The following is a 17,428-nucleotide window of genomic DNA, read 5'->3' as shown; positions in this document are numbered from 1 at the left end:
GCCTCAGCGGCTTCAGGTGATGATGTCCCTGGCCATCGATTTGAACGGATCGATCGTGCCCGGCTTGGCTGTTTGCTGGCTGGTCTGGGGTTGGGCGTCGGCGGATCCTGAACTGGCGGTGCGGGGGGTGATCGTGTTGCCCTGGGTGTTGACCCCATTCGCAGCGGATCCGCGCAGCCTGCGGCTCAACTCCGAGGCACTCAGCTTCTCGGCAAATGTTTTCTTGACCTGCTTGGGAACGCCGTTGTTCAGTCCCCTGGGGGCCTTGGCGGCTACGGGATTGCCCAGGGAGGCGGAAGCGGACTCGACCCGCGCCTCCATGGAATCCACCTGCTGAATCATCTCCTTATCGCCGGGGTTGTCGGCGTTGCCGGGGAAGGTGTGGCGGATGGTGTTCGGGCGGCGCATGTAATCGACATTGCCGAGGGTGCTGGACGCATCGGCATCGAGGAAGAAGGTGGCGTTGTCCTGTTTCGCCGCAGCCTTCGCTGGCTTGGGCTTCTTGGAGGTGAAGTCTCCACTGTTGGAACCATTGCCAAGCAGGCGATCGAGCAGACCCATGGTCAGTAATCCGGAACCTTCAGGCAACCCTAGCGGCCCCGAAGCTGTAACCCATGAGTATCTGTACCGCAACTGCTCAGCAGACCCAGGCTGCGCAACTGGGCGGCGATGGCGTGGCAGACGCGGGGGCTGGGTTGCCAGTTGGCCTTCTGTTCGTAGTCGTAGAAGGCCTCGGCGCCATCAAACCCCAGCGCGGCGGCGGCCTGGATCAATGGCTGATGGGGAAGGCGATACCGGGCGGGATGGGCCAGCAGGGCCAGGCCACCGGCGGCCTGGATGGCCCAGCGCACCGCCCCGGCCTGCAGCGCCTGTCCCACCACGGCCTGACCCTCCAGGTAGGGAGCCAGGGCTGGATGGTCGAGCTTGAAGCCCAGGCCGAGCACATGGACCAGGCAACCTTCCAGCAGGCAACTGATCTCCACGCCAGTCCAGAGTGTGGGCACCCGCATCCCGTCCAGTTGGCGTTGGCGCAGGTGCTTCTGAATCGGCAGGCAGGCCTGGGCGCTGTGGTGATCCGTGACCGCAAAATGCTCCAGGCCAAGGTCGATCGCCTGGTCAGCCAGATGCTCCGGAGCGAGGCTGCCATCGCTGCAGAGGGTGTGGCAATGGAAATTGAGCCGCTTCGGGCAACTGCCGGGATCCACACCCTCCAGCACCTGAACCAGGGGATGGTCAGCCGCCACTTGCCAGAGCCTCGGGTTCCAGGGCGGCTGATTCCAGGGCTGCCGCGGTGGCCTTCAGGCGGCGCCAGCGGGCATAGAACTGGATCGAGCCCGCCATCGCTACCACCAGGGCCACCAGGAACCAGGTGGCAGCACCGGTGGGGAACTGACCCTTGAAGACCACCAGCATCACAACGAGGACCAGCATCAGGGTGGGGAGTTCATTCAGCGCCCGCAACTGGCGGCCGCTCCAGCGACAGCTTCCCTGCCGCAACTGGCCCATCAGCCGATAACAGAACCAGTGATACATCAGCAGGGCCAGCACCACGGCCAGCTTGGCGTGCATCCAGCTCTGCTTCAACCAGAGCGGCTCGGCAACCAGCAGGCCCACCGCCATCGCCACCGCCACCACCATGCCGGGCGTGGTGATGATGTTGGCCAGGCGTCGCTCCATCAGGGCGTATTGATTCTTGAACGCCAGGCGAACAGGCTCCTCGAGCGTTTCGGCCTCCACGTGATAGATGAACAGTCTCACCAGGTAGAAGAGGCCGGCGAACCAGACCACCACCCCGACGATGTGGAGAGTCTTGAACCAGAGGTACGTCTCCGGTGGCAGGGCCAGGGCCGTCATCGCGTGGTGAGGACGTGGTGCCCCTCAAGGTAAGGGGACGGGCGTCCCTGCTGCCCGGCGGGCCCATCCTCCAAGGGCTGATCCCCGGGCCGATCGGCCTCAGGATGGAAGTAGCTCCAGATCTGCTTCGCCAATGACGGCCCCACCCCCGGGGCGGCGGTGATCTGCTCGGGGCTGGCCAGCTGGATGGCGTCGATCGAGCGGAAATGGGCCAGCAGCTCCTTCACCCGCTTCGGGCCGAGGCCGGGGATGTCGGAGAGGCGGGAGCGCTTCATCCGCTCGCCGCGTTGCTGACGATGGAAACTCACCGCAAAGCGGTGGGCCTCGTCCCGCAGGCGCCGCAACAGGACCACCCCCAGCTGGTCGGGTTCGCTCTCCAGGGGCTCGCTGGCACCTGGCAGGAACACCTCCTCCCGTTGCTTGGCCAGGGAGCACACCACCAGGTTCTCGTGCAGGTCCAGCTCCCGCAGGGCCTCCATCACCGCCGAGAGCTGGCCCTTGCCGCCATCGATCATCACCACATCGGGCCAGTCGTTGAGGCCGTCGGTGTGGAGGACGGTGTTTGCCGCCTTGCGCAGGTCCCCCAGATTGGCGCCTTCCGCCTTCGCCTGGGCCCAGCGGCGGAAGCGGCGGCGCATGATCTCGGCCATGGCCATGAAGTCGTCGGAGTGGCCTGAGCTGATGCTGCTGCTCTGGATCCTGTACTTGCGGTAGTGCTGCTTGGCCGGCAGGCCGTCCACGAACACCACCTGGGAAGCAACGGCATCGCTGCCCTGGATGTGGCTGATGTCGTAGCCCTCGATGCGCCGGGGCGGCTGGGGCAGATCGAGCAGCTGGGCCAGATCCTCCGTGGCCAGCTGGTGCTGCTCCGCCGTGCGCTGGGTCCGGGCCAGCTCGAAGCCGGCGTTGCGCACCACCAGCTCGATCAGTTCGGCCTTCTGCTGCCTCTGGGGATGGAGGAGCCTCACCTTGCGGCCTCGCCGCTCACTCAGCCACTCCTCCACCAGTGCCTGGCGGGGCAGGGGATGCTGCACCAGCACCTCGGGGGGAATCTCGACCGGTTCCACCTGGCTGTAGTGCTCCTCCAGCACCCGCTGCAGGATCTCGCCGGGGGCGGCGATCGTGGCGTCGGCGGTGTAGCCGAGCCGGCCCACCAGCTTGCCGGCCCGCATCTGGAACAACTGCACCGCCGCCACCCGCTCGTCGGCCTCCAGGGCCAGCACGTCCCGCGATACCGAGGCATCGGGCAGGGCCATCTTCTGGTCGGCGGTGAGCTGCTCCAGCCCCTGGAGCTGGTCGCGGATCCGGGCGGCCTGCTCGAAATCGAGGCGATCGGCCACCCTGGCCATCTGAGCCCGCAGCAGCTCCACCAGCTCATCGCTGCGACCCTGAAACACCATGGCCACCTTCCGCAGGATCTGCTGGTAGGCCTCCGGGCTCACCTTTTCCTGGCACACCCCGGGGCAGCGGCCGATGTCGAAGTTCAGACAGGTGCGGTCGCGGTAGAGGGGCTGGGGCCGTTGACGGAGCGGAAACACCCGCTTGACCAGGAAAAGGGTGCGGCGCAGCAGCCCCACGTCCACGTAGGGGCCGTAGAAGCGATCGAGGGGACTGCGCAGCCGGCGGCGGCGGGTGATGAAGATGCGGGGGTAGGGCTCGCTCCAGGTGATGCAGAGGTAGGGATATTTCTTGTCGTCCTTGAGCAGAACGTTGAAATGGGGCTGGTGGGCCTTGATCAGGTTGGATTCCAGCGCCAGCGCCTCCGCTTCGCTGTCGGTGACGATGAACTCGATCTCGCACACCTGCCGCACCATCAGGCCGATGCGGGGACTGAGGTCATGGGCGCCCTGGAAGTAGCTGCGCACCCGGCTGCGCAAGCTTTTCGACTTGCCGATGTAGAGGATGCGGTCGTCGCTGTCGCGCAGCAGGTAGCAGCCAGGCTCCGGCGGCAGCTCCTTGAGCCGTTGCTGGAGCCGCTTCTGATCCTTCAGCAGCGGCTGGGCCGTGTTCAACCGCCGTACTGCCAGCCGGTCGGTCCCAGCTCGAGGGCGGCGCCGTCGCGGTGCAGCACGGCGGACCTGACTTCCCCCACGAACACGGTGTGGTCACCGTGGGCCACCTGTCCCACCACCTGGCACTCGACGGCGCCGAGGGCGTCTTCAAGGATCGGCAGTCCGAGCGGTCCAAGCTGGAACGGAGCCGCTTCGAAGCGTCCGCCGACGCCCTGCTGGGGCTTGAAGAACACCGCCGCCAGATCCTTCTGATCGGCCGCCAGAACATTGAGGGAGAACAGGCCGCTCCGTTCGATCATGCCGTTGCTGGTCGAATCGGCCCGCACCGCCATCACCACCAGGGGCGGCTCAAAGGAGCCCTGGGTGACCCAGCTGGCCGTGAAGCCGTTCACCGCCTCGCCTTCGGCCACCCCGCAGATGAACAGACCGTGGGGAATCTTGCGCAGCAGCGTTTTCTTGGCGCCCCCATCGAGGGCGATGCCCGCTGGTGCGATGGAGGGGATGTCGGAAGCCATCGAAGACCGCTCGGGAGAGAATCGATTTTAGGCAACCTGACCTGGCCGCCCCGCTGCTTTGATCTTCGACCCGCCAGCCGGGTCTGGCTGGCGGGGGGCAGTGTCCATAGGATTCCGCTTGATGAAGGCCCTCTATCCAGGCAGCTTCGATCCCCTGACCCTGGGGCATCTCGACCTGATCGAGCGCTCCAGCCGGCTGTTCGATGGCCTGGTGGTGGCGGTGTTGCAGAACCCTGACAAGCAGCCCAGCTTCCCGCTGGGCCAGCGGCTGGAGCAGATCCGCTGCGCCACCGCCCACCTGGAGGCCGTGGAGGTGAGCAGTTTCGACGGACTCACCGTGGAGTTCGCCCGACGCTGCGGCGCGGCCGTGATCCTGCGGGGTCTGCGGGCCATGACCGACTTCGAGTTCGAGCTGCAGATCGCCCACACCAACCGCAGCCTGGCGCCGGAGGTGGAAACCCTTTTTCTGGCCACCGCTGCCCACCACAGCTTTCTGAGCAGCAGCGTGGTGAAGGAGGTGGCGCGCTTCGGCGGCGACGTGCGTCACATGGTGCCAAGTGGAGTGGCGGAGGATCTCTCCAGGCTCTTTAATCGGAGGTCACCGCCCCCCACCCATGGCTGAAGCCCGGATCAGCGTGCTCGATCAGCTCGATCAACTCGAGGAGATCGTGCTGGAGGGCAGCCGCATTCCGTTCAGTGGTGGCCGCCTGGTCAACGAACAAGATGCCATCGAACTGATGGATGCGGTCCGGGAGGCCCTGCCCGGCCAGCTCAGCCAGGCCGAGGAGCTGCTCAACCAGCGAGAGAGCTTCATCGCCAAGGCCCGCCAGCAGGCCGAGGAGATCCTGGCCCAGGCCCAGCGGGAACGGGAGCAGCTGATCAATTCGGCCGCCATCCGCCAGGAGGCTGAACGCCAGGTGGGCGAGCTGCGGGAGCAGGCCCGCCAGCAGTGCGAGCAGATGATGCTCACCGCTCGCCAGCAGGTGGCCCAGGCGGAGCAGGAGCACCAGGCACGGCTGGCCCAGATGGAGCAGCAGTTCAGCTCCCGGCGCCAGCAGCTGGAGCAGGAGGCGATGCAGCGGCGGCAGCAACTCGATCAGGAGTACGTGGAGGTCAAGCGGCAGCTGGGCGAGCAGCACGACCGCGCCCGCCAGCAGAGCCTCCAGGAACTGGAGCAGATCCGCCAGGAGGGCCTGCGCATCCAGCGGGAGAGCCAGGCCGAAGCCGAGCGGCTCCACAACGATGCCCTGCAGTTCCGGCAGCAGACCCAGCAGCAATGCGAGGCGCTGATCAGCCGCAGCCGCCAGGAGTCCGGCGCAGTACAGGATGGGGCCAATCACTATGCCGAGCAGGTGCTGGGGGAACTGGAATCCCGCCTCTGTGAACTCAGCAAGGTGGTGCTGGCCGGCCGTCGGGAGCTGGGGCGGATCCAGACGAGCGAAACCGCGGAATCCGAAACGGCCGAGCCTGGCCGCAAGGAAGCGCCTATGAGCAGGGCCCGTCGGGCCGCCTCCCGCCTCAAGCAGGTGGCTGGCAGAGGCTGACGATCTGAGCCTGGCGCAGCACCTGGCCGATCGTGGTGTTCGGCGATCCCGCTCCGTTCGAAATCAAACTGACGTATCGGGGACCATCGCTGGTGTCGAGAATGCCGCTGATGGCACGAACCCCGGTGAGGGTTCCGGTCTTGCCGCGGAAACGGCCCTCGAGGCTGGTGTCCTTGTAGAGGTTGCGCAGGGTTCCGCGCTTGCCCGCCACCGACATCGAAGCGAGGTAGCTGTTGGCATACGGGTGCTCGGCCATCCGCAGCAGCAAGGCCGTGAGGAAGCGGCTGGTGAGCCGGTCGGAGCGATCCAGCCCACTGCCATCCATCACCACGATGCCCTGCATCGGCAGCCCCTGCTGCGTGAGCCACTGGAGGGCAGCACTGCGGCTCTGGGGGAGGTTCCAGCTGCCGGCGGCCTGGCGCAGCAGCACCTCTGCGGTGAAATTGTGGCTTTCGGAATTCGCCAGGCTGAGCAGGTTGTGCATCGGCGCCGAGGGCTCCTCATGCAGCAGAAGGCTGCTCTGGGGGATTGGCGTCTGGGCCGAGACCAGGATCAGCTGGCTGGCCTTGCCACCCTGTCGGTTGAGCTCGCTGCCCAGCAGCCGCTGCAGGCGGCTGGGGGGGTTGGCCACGGCCATCTCGATGGCGTTGCTGGTGACCGCCAACCGGGTGATCGGCGCGCCATAGGCTTCGAAACGATCACCTGGATTCCAACCCGGTGGCCACCAGGCCTGGGCCGGTTCCTCGGCGAGCTCCAGGCGCACCTGAGCGGCCGGCTGCCCGGTCCCCCCACCGGATCCGAGCGCCAGTTTCGCGAAGCGCTGCAGCTGGGGCAGGGCCAGATCGGGGTCTCCCTCTCCGGTGAGCCGCAGGGTGCCGTCGGGCAGACGCCAGAGCTTGGTGCTGAGCCGGTAGTCGGGGCCAAGCCGGTCGAGGGCAAAGGCGGTGCTGATCAGCTTCTGGTTCGAAGCGGGCACCCGGGGGCGCAGGCCATTGACGTCGGCCAACAAGCGACCTGTGCCATCGGCAACGGACACGCTCCACACCCCGGCCTCACCACCCAGGATTCCCACCACCCTGGCTTGCAAAGCCGGACAGCTGACCTGACCCTGAAGCTGGGGCAAGCCGACCCGGGGCGTTGCGACGGGGAGGCTGGAGACCGGCATGGCCACCAGGGAGCCGGCCGGCAGCACGCCCAGCGAAAGCCCCAGGGAGAGGGCGATGGGGCGCCGGAACAAGGGCTTCAGCACGACGATTGGTTCCATCTCAAGTGTTCTCCAGACGCAGGGCGCTGACAGTGCCACCGAAGCGGTACTGGGCGCCTTCCAATTCCACCGGCGCGCCAATCTTGAGGTTCTGGTTGCCGAACACCACGCCGCCCCCCGTCTTGCGCCCCTGGCCTTCCAGCACGAAGCGGGCATCGAGGGTGCCGAACACAGCCTGGTTCGGATCCACGGCGGTGACGACGCTGCCGTTGGGCTGAACCGCCACCAGGCGGCGTTGCAGGGGCACCAGCTCCCTGAGCTTCACCGTGCCGTGCGGTTCATTGCGGATCACGATGCTCACCTTGCCTTCGGCGCGGGCGGCGGCGATCAGGGCCGCCGGATCGGCGACCGAGGCACCGCGCACATCCACCGTGACCAGGACCGGCTGCATGGCACCGGTGGCCTGGGCGATGGCCCCACTGAGCTTCGGGCTCCAGATCACCCCGCCAAGGGCAAGCAGCACGGCGACTCCAGCTCCGACATCGATCGGACTCCAGCGCCGCTTGGCAGGGGTGGGCTCGGGGGCCATCAAGCATCTCCAGACACGCAAGCTTACGGAGACAATCCAAGGTCCACCACCCCCTGGCAGCCAATGCGGCGAGCGGATCTGGGCTCAGTTGCTCAGGCTGCCGAGGAAGCGATCGAGGGCCTGCAGGCCCTCGGCCACGCCGGGGGTCTGGTCGGGATGGAGCGCCAGGGACTGCTGCTCGGCATCGGGTTTGTGCTCGAAGCTCGCCACGGCCCGGTAGCCATCGGCATCGCGGCGGTAGAGGGTCCAGGGCTCTGGAAACGCCCGAATCAGGGCCGCCTCGGCCAGCGGGACCAGGGCATAGGCGCAGCTCCAGGTGGCCAGAAAGCCCTTGCGGCGCTCCCGGGCCACGCTGCCGATGCCCACGGCCGCATCCTCGAGATTCCCATTCAGCAGGACCACGGGGCCCGGGTGGCCCATGCAAACCTTCTCGGCTAAGTCATACTCGGCCAGGGACGGGGCGACCAGCACCAGCACCGCCTTGGAGGGCTCGGCATTGGCCTCCTCCTGCCCCCGCAACGCCTCAGCCAGGCTGGCGATCCGGGTGGCGAGATCGGGGCCATCCCGTTGGGCCAGGGCGGTGGCACCCGCATCGGAAAACAGAAGCCGCATCTCCAGCCCTGCCTGCTGCATGGCGCCTGCCAGGCGCAAGGCCAGCGGGAGAATCTTCAGGCCCTCGAAGCGGAACTCCACGGTCCATCGGCCATTGGCCGTGGCCGTGATTGCCGCCTGGAGTGCCGCCAGGGCCTGGGCTTCGGCGCTGCGCAGATCAGGAGGAAGCACGCCGTTCTGGGGCCTGAAGACTTGACCCTACCGGGAACAGGCCGCCTTCATCGCGCCACCACGTTCGCCTTCGCCCGGGCAAAGGCCTCGGGAATCCGCTCAAGATCCTTGCCGCTGAGCCAGGGGCCGAGGCTCAGCCGCAGGCCGCTCGCCGCCCGCTCCGGCCCCAGCCCCATGGCCGCCAGCGCCGGGCTGGGGCCGGCCAACCCCTGGTGGCAGGCGGTGCCACTGCTCACCGCCACGCCCTGGCGCCAGAGGGCCTGAACCAGCTGGCGGCCTGGTAGCGGCCGGCCGGCACCATCGTCGACCAGCAGGCTGAGGTGGTGGGGCAGCCGCTTCAGCGGGCAGCCGCTGATCGCCACTCCCGGCTGGCCCAGCAGGGCCCTGGCCAACCGGTCGCGGTGGGGCTGGCTCGGATCGAGGCCGCCGTGTTCAGCCAGCCGGCTGTCGCAGAGGCGGAGGGCCTCGGCCAGCCCCGCCGCCAGCACCACCGGTTCGGTTCCGGACCGCAGGCCCGCTTCCTGGCCGCCCCCCGCCAGCAACGGCTGCAGGTGCAGGCCCGGCCTGGCGAGCAGCGCGCCGATCCCCCGCGGCCCCTGAAGCTTGTGGGCCGTGAAGCTGAGCAGATCCACGGGCACGTCCGCGAAACGGATCGGTTGATGCCCCACCACCTGCACCGCGTCGGTGTGAAACAGCACGCCAGCGGAGCGGCAGAGGGCGCCGATCGCCTCGATCGGCTGCAGGGTTCCCACCTCGCTCTGGCCCCAGATCACCGACACCAGGCGGGTGGGTGGTGCCAGCAGCGCGATCAGGGCCTCCAGTTTCACCCTGCCGAACCGATCGACCGGGCAGACCGTCACCTGCCAGCCGAGCCGCTCCAGTCCGTGGGCGGCGGCCGCCACGGCCGGGTGCTCCACCGCCGAGATCACCAAGCGCCCCGGCACCAGGCTGGCCGCCGCACCCCGCAGGGCGAGATGGGCCGCTTCGGTGCCTCCGGAGCAGAAAACAACCTGGGCGTCGTCGGCGCCCAGACTGGCGGCGATTGCCTGGCGGCTGCGTTCCAGGCAATCGGCAGCGGCCAGGCCGAAGCCGTGCAGGCTGGAGGGATTCGCCCAGGCGATGGCCTGGGCCGCCGCCATCACCGACAGCACCGATTCGGCCGGCGGCGAGCTGGCGCAGGCGTCGAGATACAGGAACCCCTCAGGGACTGGGGGATTCATTGCGCTCCAGCCGGGCTCGGCTGCGGGTCTCGAGCGAGCCGGCGGCCATCGCGACCAGGTCGTCGAGGGAGTGGCTGCTGAGCAGGGCTTCCACCCTGGCCCGGGCCTCGGCACTGGGGCAGTCGTCGGGCTGAAGGCAACCCTGGGCGCAGGCGACGGAACAATCAATGCCGGGCGCTGGCTCCGCTGGCTCAGGCGCCACCACGCCATCGAACACGGGCAAGGCGGGACCGTCCATGAAAAGGTGGTTGCTGGTCTGGTCCCAGCGGATCCGGAGCGTCCCTCCCGGCAGCTCCACCAGGGCCTCCGGACCGCTCAGGCCGAGGCGATGGCAGACCACCACAACGGCGCAGGCACCGGTGCCGCAGGCCAGGGTGGGTCCTGCACCCCGCTCCCAGATCCGCATCTCCAGGTGATCGGGGGCCAGCACCTCAACGAAATGCACGTTGGTGCGAGCAGGGAAGGAGGGATCCACCTCCAGCAAAGCCCCGAAGCGCTCCAACTCCACCGCCTGAACCGACTCCACTGGGATGACCATGTGCGGGTTGCCCATGCCGGCCGCCGCCACGGCGAAACGGATGCCATCGGCTTCCAGCACGCCCTGGGGCAGCCCGGCCGGGCCCAGAGGCAGGGTGGTGGGCACCGCCGTGGGCTCGAGGAAGGGCTCGCCCATGTCCACCCGGACGGTTCCGTCGTCCAGCAGCTCGGGCACGATCCGGCCGGCCACGGTCTCCACCTGCCATTGGCGGCCAGTGCCGTCGCCATCGCTGTCGGCCAGGAAGCGGGCCAGGCAGCGAATGCCGTTGCCGCACATTTCGGCTTCGCTGCCATCGGCATTGAAGATGCGCATGCGCAGCTCCCCGTCGTGCTCGGGCGGGAGGGCCAGGATCACACCATCGGCGCCAACGCCGAAGCGACGGTCGCACAAGCGGCGAACCGCGTCGGGGTTCAGCCCGAAGGCGTCGTCGGCCGCGGAGCCCTCGCGGCCATCAAGCATCAGAAAATCGTTTCCCAGCCCCTGGTACTTGCTGAAGGCCAGCATCATCTCCGCAGCATCCACATACCCTGATCCTATGGAGAGCCCCAGCCTCGATCCGAGTCTGCCCGGTGTGCGGCAACTCCAGGACTGGATTCGGGAGCACACCCCGTTGCATGTCCAGCTGGTCGACGGAACCCGCCTGGGGGGCTCGCTGCAGTGGCAGGATCCGGAGTTTCTGGCCCTCCGCCCCGACCGGGACAGTCCCCTGATGCTGGTGGGCCGCAAGGCACTGGCCGTGATCCGCCCGCTGGCCTGACGGCAGGGATGGGAGCGGACAGGGGTATGGCACGATCAATCGCAAGAACGAATGGCTGATCGAAGCGGCCGAGCCTGAACCATGGCCGTGCGTTACGCCCCCGCCGAGATCGAATCCCGCTGGCAGGCCCACTGGCAGGCCGAAAGCCTGGATTCCACCCCGATCGACGATCCGGAACGGGACACGTTCTACGCCCTGTCGATGTTTCCCTACCCATCGGGGACTCTGCACATGGGCCATGTGCGGAACTACGTGATCACCGATGTGATCGCCCGGCTGCAGCGCCTGCGCGGACGTCACGTGCTGCAGCCGATGGGTTGGGATGCCTTCGGTCTGCCGGCCGAGAACGCCGCCATCGAGCGGGGGGTGGATCCGGGCGACTGGACCGAGCGCAACATCGATCAGATGCGCCGTCAACTGCAGCGCCTGGGCCTCTCGATCGACTGGGACCGGGAGCTGGCCACCTGCCACCCCGACTACTACCGCTGGACCCAATGGCTCTTCCTCCAGTTTCTCGAGGCGGGTCTGGCCTACCGCAAAGAAGCCTCGGTCAACTGGGATCCCGTCGATCAGACCGTGCTCGCCAACGAGCAGGTGGACAGCGATGGCCGCTCCTGGCGCTCCGGCGCGATCGTGGAGAAGCGCAAGTTATGCCAGTGGTTCCTGCGCATCACCGCGTACGCCGACGCCCTGCTCGACGACCTTGACCAGCTCGACGGCTGGCCGGAGCGGGTGCGCACCATGCAGGCCAACTGGATCGGTCGCTCGGTGGGAGCCGAGCTCGCCTTCCCGGTGATCGATCCGGCGGGCCAACCCACCGGAGCCTCGATCACGGTGTTCACCACCCGCCCTGACACGGTGTACGGAGTGAGTTACCTGGTGCTGGCGCCCGACCATCCCCTGGTGGCCTCGCTCACGGCGGACGACCAGCAGGACACGGTGCAGGCCTTCGGCGCCGCTGTGAACCGCCAGAGCGACCAGGAGCGCACCGCGGAGGACAAGCCGAAGCGGGGGGTGCCTCTGGGTACCTTCGGCCGCAACCCCTTCAATGGCGAGAGGATCCCGCTATGGATCGCCGACTACGTCCTGGCCGAGTACGGCAGCGGCGCCGTGATGGGCGTACCCGCCCATGATCAACGGGACTTCGTGTTTGCGCGGCAGTACGAGCTGCCCGTGCGGCAGGTGATCGTGCCGGAAGGGGCCGACGAGCACGCCTACGAAGGTGGCGCCTGGACCGAGCCGGGGGTGTTGATCCACTCGGGCCCCTTCGATGGTTTGCCATCTGGGCAGGCCAAGCAGGCGATCGTGGCCTTGGCCGAACGGGAGGGCTGGGGCAAGGAGCGGGTGCAGTTCCGGCTGCGCGACTGGCTGATCTCCCGCCAGCGGTACTGGGGCTGCCCGATTCCGGTGATCCACTGCGACAGCTGCGGCGTGGTGCCGGTGCCGGATGCGCAGTTACCGGTGGAGCTGCCGCGCCACCTGGCCTTCAGTGGCAAGGGGGCCTCCCCCCTCGCCCAGCTGAGCGACTGGGTCAACGTTCCCTGCCCCAGCTGCGGGCAGCCCGCCCGGCGCGAAACCGACACGATGGACACGTTCATCTGTTCCTCCTGGTACTACCTGCGCTTCAGCGATCCGCACAACACGGCCCTGCCGTTCAGCCGGGAGGAGGCCGATCGCTGGTTGCCGGTGGACCAGTACGTCGGTGGCATCGAGCACGCCATCCTTCATCTGCTCTATTCCCGCTTCTTCACCAAGGTGCTGCGCGATCGCGGTCTGCTCAGCTTCGATGAACCCTTCCGCCGCCTGCTCACCCAGGGCATGGTCCAGGCCCTCACCTACAAGAATCCCCGCAGCGGCCAGTACATCGCCCCGGCCGAGGTGGGTGATCCCGCGGACCCCCGCGATCCGATCAATGGCGAGCGGTTGGAGGTGTTCTTCGAGAAAATGTCGAAGTCGAAGCACAACGGCGTGGAGCCCGGCGTGGTGATCGACCGCTACGGCGCTGACACGGCCCGGATGTTCATCCTGTTCAAAGCACCACCGGAGAAGGATCTGGAGTGGGATGACGCCGATGTGGAAGGGCAGTACCGCTTCCTGCAACGCATCTGGCGGCTGGTGGACGGAGCGGTCGGCCGTGGACTCAACCTTGCCGGGCTCCCTCCCGGCAACGCCGGTGAACCCGATTCCGGCTCCGGGGCGCTGTCGGCTGCGGACCAGGAGCTGCGCCGGGCGGCCCACACCGCCATCGCGGCGATCAGTGACGATCTGGCGGACGGCCACTATCAGTTCAATACGGCCGTGGCCGAGCTGATGAAGCTCAGCAACGTGATGGGCAGCCTGGTGGAGGCCGCCAGCGAACCCGTGGCTCTCGAAGCCTTCGGCATCCTGTTGGTGCTGCTCTCTCCTTTCGCCCCCCACCTGGCCGAGGAGCTCTGGCAGCGCCTGGGTGGCAAGGCGAGTGTGCACCGGCAGGCCTGGCCCAGCGCCGATGCCGCCGCCCTGGTGCAGGCCACCATTCCCCTGGTGATTCAGGTGAAAGGCAAGGTGCGCGGCAACCTGGAGGTGCCCGCCGACGCCGACGCCGCCACCCTCGAGCAGCTCGCCCTGGGCAGCGAGATCGCCCGCAAATGGCTCGACGGCCAACCGCCCAGGCGGGTGATCGTGGTGCCCGGCAAGCTCGTCAACCTGGTTCCCTGAGCAGCTCCCTGGCGTGATGGCGCAGGTGGTCGTCGATGAAGCTCTGGATGAAGAAGTAGCTGTGGTCGTAGCCCTCCTGCAGCCGCAGGGTGAGGGGATGGCCGGCGGCAGCCGCAGCCCGCTCCAGCGCCTGGGGGCGGAGCTGAGCCTCCAGAAAGTCATCAGCCGTGCCCTGATCCACGAGCAATGGCAGCCGCTCCCTGGCTGTGGCGATCAGCTCGCAGGCATCCCACTCCCTCCAGGAAGCGCGATCGGGTCCGAGATAGTGGCGGAAGGCTTTCTCCCCCCAGGGTGAGATGGATGGATGGGCAATCGGAGCAAAGGCCGAGATCGATCGGTAGCGGCCGGGGTTGCGCATGGCGCAGACGAGGGCGCCATGGCCACCCATCGAATGGCCGCTGATGCCGCGCCATGGGCAGAGGGGCAGCTCCGCCTCCAGAAGTTCCGGCAGTTCCTGCACCACGTAATCGTGCATGCGGTAATGGGCCGACCAGGGCGCCGCGGTGGCATTGAGATAGAACCCCGCCCCCACTCCGAAGTCCCAGTGGCCATCCGGATCGGTGGGAACGGTGTCACCCCGCGGGCTGGTGTCCGGGGCCACCAGCGCCAGGCCCATCTCGCTTGCCAGGCGGAGGGCACCCGCCTTCTGCATGAAGGTCTGGTCGGTGCAGGTGAGCCCGGAGAGCCAGTAGAGCGCCGGGACGGGTCGGCCGCAGAGCGCCTGGGGAGGCAGGAACACGGCCAGCTCCATGGCGCAATTCAGCACGCTGGAGCTGTGGCCATAGCGGCGGTGGACCCCGCCGAAGCACTGATTCTCGCTGAGTAGCTGGAGCACGCAGGCCCTCAAGCGGCGAAATGAATCACCGATCGGATGCTGTTGCCCTCACGCATCAGATCGAAGGCGTGGTTGATCTCCCCCAGACCCATGGTGTGGGTGATGAACCGCTCCAGGGGAATCTCGCCGTTCTGGAACCGCTCCACAAACCCGGGCAGCTCGGTGCGACCCCGCACCCCGCCGAAGGCCGACCCTCTCCACACCCGCCCGGTGACCAGCTGGAAGGGACGGGTGGAAATCTCCTGGCCGGCCCCCGCCACGCCGATGATCGTGGACTCCCCCCAGCCCTTGTGGCAGCACTCCAGGGCCGCCCTCATCACCGCCACGTTGCCGATGCATTCGAAGGAATAATCCACCCCGCCTTCGGTGAGCGCCACGATCACCTCCTGAATCGGCTGATCACAGTCCTTCGGGTTGAGGCAGTCGGTGGCGCCAAGCTCCTGGGCGATCGCGAACTTCTCCGGGTTGGTGTCGATGCCGATGATGCGGCCGGCCCTGGCCATCACCGCACCGATGATCACCGCCAGGCCGATGCCGCCGAGGCCAAACACGGCCACCGTGGCGCCAGCTTCCACCTTGGCGGTGTTGAGCACCGCGCCGATGCCGGTGGTCACTCCGCAGCCCAGCAGGCACACCTTCTCGAGTGGGGCCTGGTCGTTGATCCTGGCCACGGCGATCTCCGGGACCACCGTGTATTCGGAGAAGGTCGAGGTTCCCATGTAATGGAAGATCGGCTGGCCATTCTTGGAGAATCTGCTGGTGCCATCCGGCATCAGTCCCCTCCCCTGGGTGCTGCGGATGGCCTGGCAGAGATTGGTCTTCCCCGAGAGGCAGAATTTGCAACAGCGGCACTCCGGTGTGTAAAGCGGGATCACGTGATCGCCCACCGCCAAGCTGCTGACACCAGGGCCCAGGGCCTCCACGACGGCACCCCCCTCGTGGCCGAGAATCACGGGGAAAAGGCCTTCGGGGTCTTCACCGGAGAGGGTGAAGGCATCGGTGTGACAGACGCCGGTGGCCACCACCCTCAGCAGAACCTCGCCGGTGCGGGGGGGTTCCACATCGATGGTGGTGATCTCCAGCGGTTGTCCGGCGGCCCAGGCCACGGCAGCTCTGGATCGGATCATCGCTTGTGGAACACCAGGGTGGCGGGTTGGGCCCAGGATCCCTCGGCCCCGTAGCCCCCGTCGTTGCCGCAGAGATGGCGGAGGATCCAGAAGATCGACTCGGGACTCTCGGTGCCCAGGGCGGCCTGGATCATCGCCAGGCTGCGGCCCTCGCCATCGGCCAGGAGGGCCTCGAGTTGGCTTTGCAGGTCGAGGATGATGGCGGCCGCTTTCTTGCCCGCTTCCACGCCCGGCTGGTCGTAGGCGTTGATGTTCACCAGTTCGGCATAGAGCCCGACGGCCCGCTCGAACAGGGCGATCAGGGCGCCGAGGCTGCGGGCCTCGAAGCGACGCAGGCTGAGGCTGATCGACTGGCGGCCCCCTTCGCTCAGGGCCGATCGGGTGCCCTGCAGGAAGCCGGCGAGAAAGTCGCCGGGAGATTCGCCATCGACCGGGGTGATGTCGGCGGGATCGGTCAGCACTTCGATGAAGGTGACAAAGAAGTTGTCGAGCCCGTCGCGAAGCTGTTGCACGTAGGCGTGCTGGTCGGTGGAGCCCTTGTTGCCGTAGACGGCGATGCCCTGATGCACCACCTGGCCGGCGCGATCGAGCCGCTTGCCCAACGACTCCATCACCAGTTGCTGCAGGTAACGGCTGAAGACTTCGAGCCGGTCCCGGTAGGGCAGCACCACCATGTCCCGCTGACCCCGGCCATCGCCGGCGGCGTACCAGGCGGCAGCCATCAAGGCGGCGGGATTGGTGGCGGCGTCGGCCACCCGGGTGGCCTGGTCCATCTCGGCGGCACCGGCCAGGAACGCCCGCAGATCGGCACCGATCAACGCCGCCGGCAGCAGACCGACGGCGCTGGTGATGCTGGTGCGACCTCCCACCCAATCAAACATGTCGAAGCGGGCCAGCCACTGCTCCTGCTCGGCCCGTTGGTCGAGGGGGCTGCCCGCCATGGTGATGGCGACGGCCTGTCCAGCCCAGCATCCACCGATGGCTTCGAGCCGTGCCCTGGCCTGCTCCATGCCGATCCGGGGTTCGGGGGTGCCACCCGACTTGCTGACCACGACCACCAGGGTGGTGAGCAGCCGCTCGCCAAGGCTTTCCAGGGTGCGGCTGTAACCCTGCGGGTCCACGTTGTCGAAGAAGTGAAACGGCAACCCCACCCCCTCCTGCTGCAGGGCGCGCAGGATCAACAGGGGACCCAGGCCGGATCCGCCGATGCCGATCCAGAGAACGTCCGTGAAGGGGGCCCCGCCGGGTGCCGCCAGCCGCTGGCCGAGCACATCGCTGCCGAAGCGCTCGATCCGCTCGATTTCTGCCTGGATCAAGGCAGCTTCGTGGGGGTCCGGGCAGAGTTGGGGAGCGCGCAGCCAGTAGTGGCCCACTCGCCGCTGCTCGTCGGCATTGGCCATGGCCCCGGCTTCGAGGGCTGCCATGGCGGCGAAGGCCTGCTCGAAGCGGGGGCCAAGCGCTTCGAAATGGGATTGATTCAGGGCCATCCGGCTGACATCCAGCCAGATGCCGAGTGACTCGTGATGCCACAGGAGGGCAGAGAATCGCTCCCAGAGTGCGTCAGGCTGGTGCGGATTGAAGTCGACAAGCGTCATCCGCCCAGGATCTCGCATCGGGTTGTGCGGCTGAACCTATCCGTGAATTCGTTTGAGCGAAAGCAGACGGGTCGGCTGGGTCACCAAGGCGGTGATCAGCGTTGCCGGCGAGCTGTTTTGGCCAGCGGTGCTGAAACGTTCGTGATGGACAGAGCCAT

General features: G+C 67.5%; 17 protein-coding genes. 4 read left to right on the top strand and 13 right to left on the bottom strand.

Features of this window, described 5'->3' with window-relative positions; translation table 11 throughout:
- Positions 1-12: 12 nt before the first annotated feature.
- Genes KBY66_RS05650 through KBY66_RS05630 form a run of 5 tightly spaced genes read right to left on the bottom strand, consistent with a single transcriptional unit; the run spans position 13 to position 4,345 of the window.
- Entirely contained in the window at positions 13-561 is a 549-nt protein-coding gene (locus KBY66_RS05650; protein WP_255088256.1) for a hypothetical protein, read from the bottom strand.
- A 29-nt stretch (positions 562-590) separates the two neighbouring features.
- A complete protein-coding gene (locus tag KBY66_RS05645; RefSeq protein WP_255088254.1) occupies positions 591-1,244 on the bottom strand; it encodes a PHP domain-containing protein in 654 nt (217 codons plus the stop codon).
- Positions 1,234-1,845, bottom strand: coding sequence for a protoporphyrinogen oxidase HemJ (gene hemJ, locus KBY66_RS05640; RefSeq protein ID WP_255088313.1), 612 nt, complete (start codon positions 1,843-1,845; stop codon positions 1,234-1,236). The genes KBY66_RS05645 and hemJ overlap by 11 nt, the downstream gene beginning before the upstream one ends.
- Positions 1,846-1,850: 5 nt before the next feature.
- The gene (gene uvrC / locus KBY66_RS05635; protein WP_255088253.1) at positions 1,851-3,866 is read right to left on the bottom strand and encodes an excinuclease ABC subunit UvrC; all 2,016 of its coding nucleotides are present in this window, start codon (positions 3,864-3,866) and stop codon (positions 1,851-1,853) included.
- Positions 3,863-4,345, bottom strand: coding sequence for a flavin reductase family protein (locus KBY66_RS05630; RefSeq protein ID WP_255088312.1), 483 nt, complete (start codon positions 4,343-4,345; stop codon positions 3,863-3,865). Before KBY66_RS05630 ends, uvrC begins: the two co-directional genes overlap by 4 nt.
- 157 nt (positions 4,346-4,502) lie before the next feature.
- Here KBY66_RS05630 and coaD point away from each other — a divergent pair, with 157 nt between their 5' ends.
- Both coaD and KBY66_RS05620 read left to right on the top strand, forming a co-directional pair.
- Complete coding sequence (gene coaD, locus KBY66_RS05625; protein WP_255088252.1) at positions 4,503-5,003, top strand: pantetheine-phosphate adenylyltransferase; 501 nt, start codon at positions 4,503-4,505, stop codon at positions 5,001-5,003.
- Entirely contained in the window at positions 4,996-5,925 is a 930-nt protein-coding gene (locus KBY66_RS05620) for a hypothetical protein (protein ID WP_255088251.1), read from the top strand. Before coaD ends, KBY66_RS05620 begins: the two co-directional genes overlap by 8 nt.
- Here KBY66_RS05620 and dacB read toward each other — a convergent pair.
- The 5 genes from dacB to dapF form a co-directional block, all read right to left on the bottom strand.
- Positions 5,900-7,189 carry a D-alanyl-D-alanine carboxypeptidase/D-alanyl-D-alanine-endopeptidase gene (gene dacB, locus KBY66_RS05615; protein WP_255088250.1) on the bottom strand — a complete coding sequence of 430 codons (1,290 nt, stop codon included), beginning with the start codon at positions 7,187-7,189 and terminating at the stop codon, positions 5,900-5,902. The genes KBY66_RS05620 and dacB overlap by 26 nt on opposite strands.
- 1 nt (position 7,190) lies before the next feature.
- Entirely contained in the window at positions 7,191-7,718 is a 528-nt protein-coding gene (locus KBY66_RS05610; protein ID WP_255088249.1) for a DUF4330 domain-containing protein, read from the bottom strand.
- Between the two features lie 84 nt (positions 7,719-7,802).
- On the bottom strand, positions 7,803-8,501 hold the full coding sequence (locus KBY66_RS05605) for a DUF1995 family protein (RefSeq protein ID WP_255088248.1): 699 nt from the start codon (positions 8,499-8,501) through the stop codon (positions 7,803-7,805).
- 47 nt (positions 8,502-8,548) lie between these two features.
- The gene (locus KBY66_RS05600) at positions 8,549-9,721 is read right to left on the bottom strand and encodes a cysteine desulfurase family protein (protein ID WP_255088247.1); all 1,173 of its coding nucleotides are present in this window, start codon (positions 9,719-9,721) and stop codon (positions 8,549-8,551) included.
- Positions 9,702-10,763, bottom strand: a complete 1,062-nt coding sequence (dapF, locus tag KBY66_RS05595) for a diaminopimelate epimerase (protein ID WP_255088311.1) — start codon at positions 10,761-10,763, stop codon at positions 9,702-9,704. Before dapF ends, KBY66_RS05600 begins: the two co-directional genes overlap by 20 nt.
- Positions 10,764-10,794: 31 nt before the next feature.
- On the opposite strand from dapF, the gene KBY66_RS05590 reads away from it, so the two are divergent.
- Together KBY66_RS05590 and leuS are read left to right on the top strand one after the other, a co-directional pair.
- A complete protein-coding gene (locus tag KBY66_RS05590; RefSeq protein WP_255088246.1) occupies positions 10,795-11,016 on the top strand; it encodes an Hfq-related RNA-binding protein in 222 nt (73 codons plus the stop codon).
- Between the two features lie 81 nt (positions 11,017-11,097).
- A complete protein-coding gene (leuS, locus tag KBY66_RS05585) occupies positions 11,098-13,713 on the top strand; it encodes a leucine--tRNA ligase (protein WP_255088245.1) in 2,616 nt (871 codons plus the stop codon).
- Here leuS and fghA read toward each other — a convergent pair.
- From fghA to KBY66_RS05570, 3 genes are read right to left on the bottom strand one after another with little or no spacing between them, the layout of a single operon-like run.
- Positions 13,697-14,560, bottom strand: a complete 864-nt coding sequence (fghA, locus tag KBY66_RS05580) for an S-formylglutathione hydrolase (protein WP_255088243.1) — start codon at positions 14,558-14,560, stop codon at positions 13,697-13,699. The two genes, leuS and fghA, sit on opposite strands and share 17 nt — an antisense overlap.
- Positions 14,557-15,675 carry an S-(hydroxymethyl)glutathione dehydrogenase/class III alcohol dehydrogenase gene (locus KBY66_RS05575; protein ID WP_261346817.1) on the bottom strand — a complete coding sequence of 373 codons (1,119 nt, stop codon included), beginning with the start codon at positions 15,673-15,675 and terminating at the stop codon, positions 14,557-14,559. Before KBY66_RS05575 ends, fghA begins: the two co-directional genes overlap by 4 nt.
- The gene (locus KBY66_RS05570) at positions 15,672-17,270 is read right to left on the bottom strand and encodes a glucose-6-phosphate isomerase (protein WP_255088242.1); all 1,599 of its coding nucleotides are present in this window, start codon (positions 17,268-17,270) and stop codon (positions 15,672-15,674) included. The genes KBY66_RS05575 and KBY66_RS05570 overlap by 4 nt, the downstream gene beginning before the upstream one ends.
- Positions 17,271-17,428 lie beyond the last annotated feature (158 nt).

It is taken from the genome of Synechococcus sp. Tobar12-5m-g, from assembly GCF_024345415.1.
In the GTDB taxonomy this organism is placed as follows: domain Bacteria; phylum Cyanobacteriota; class Cyanobacteriia; order PCC-6307; family Cyanobiaceae; genus Regnicoccus.
This window is presented reverse-complemented; position numbering and strand designations above follow the sequence as displayed.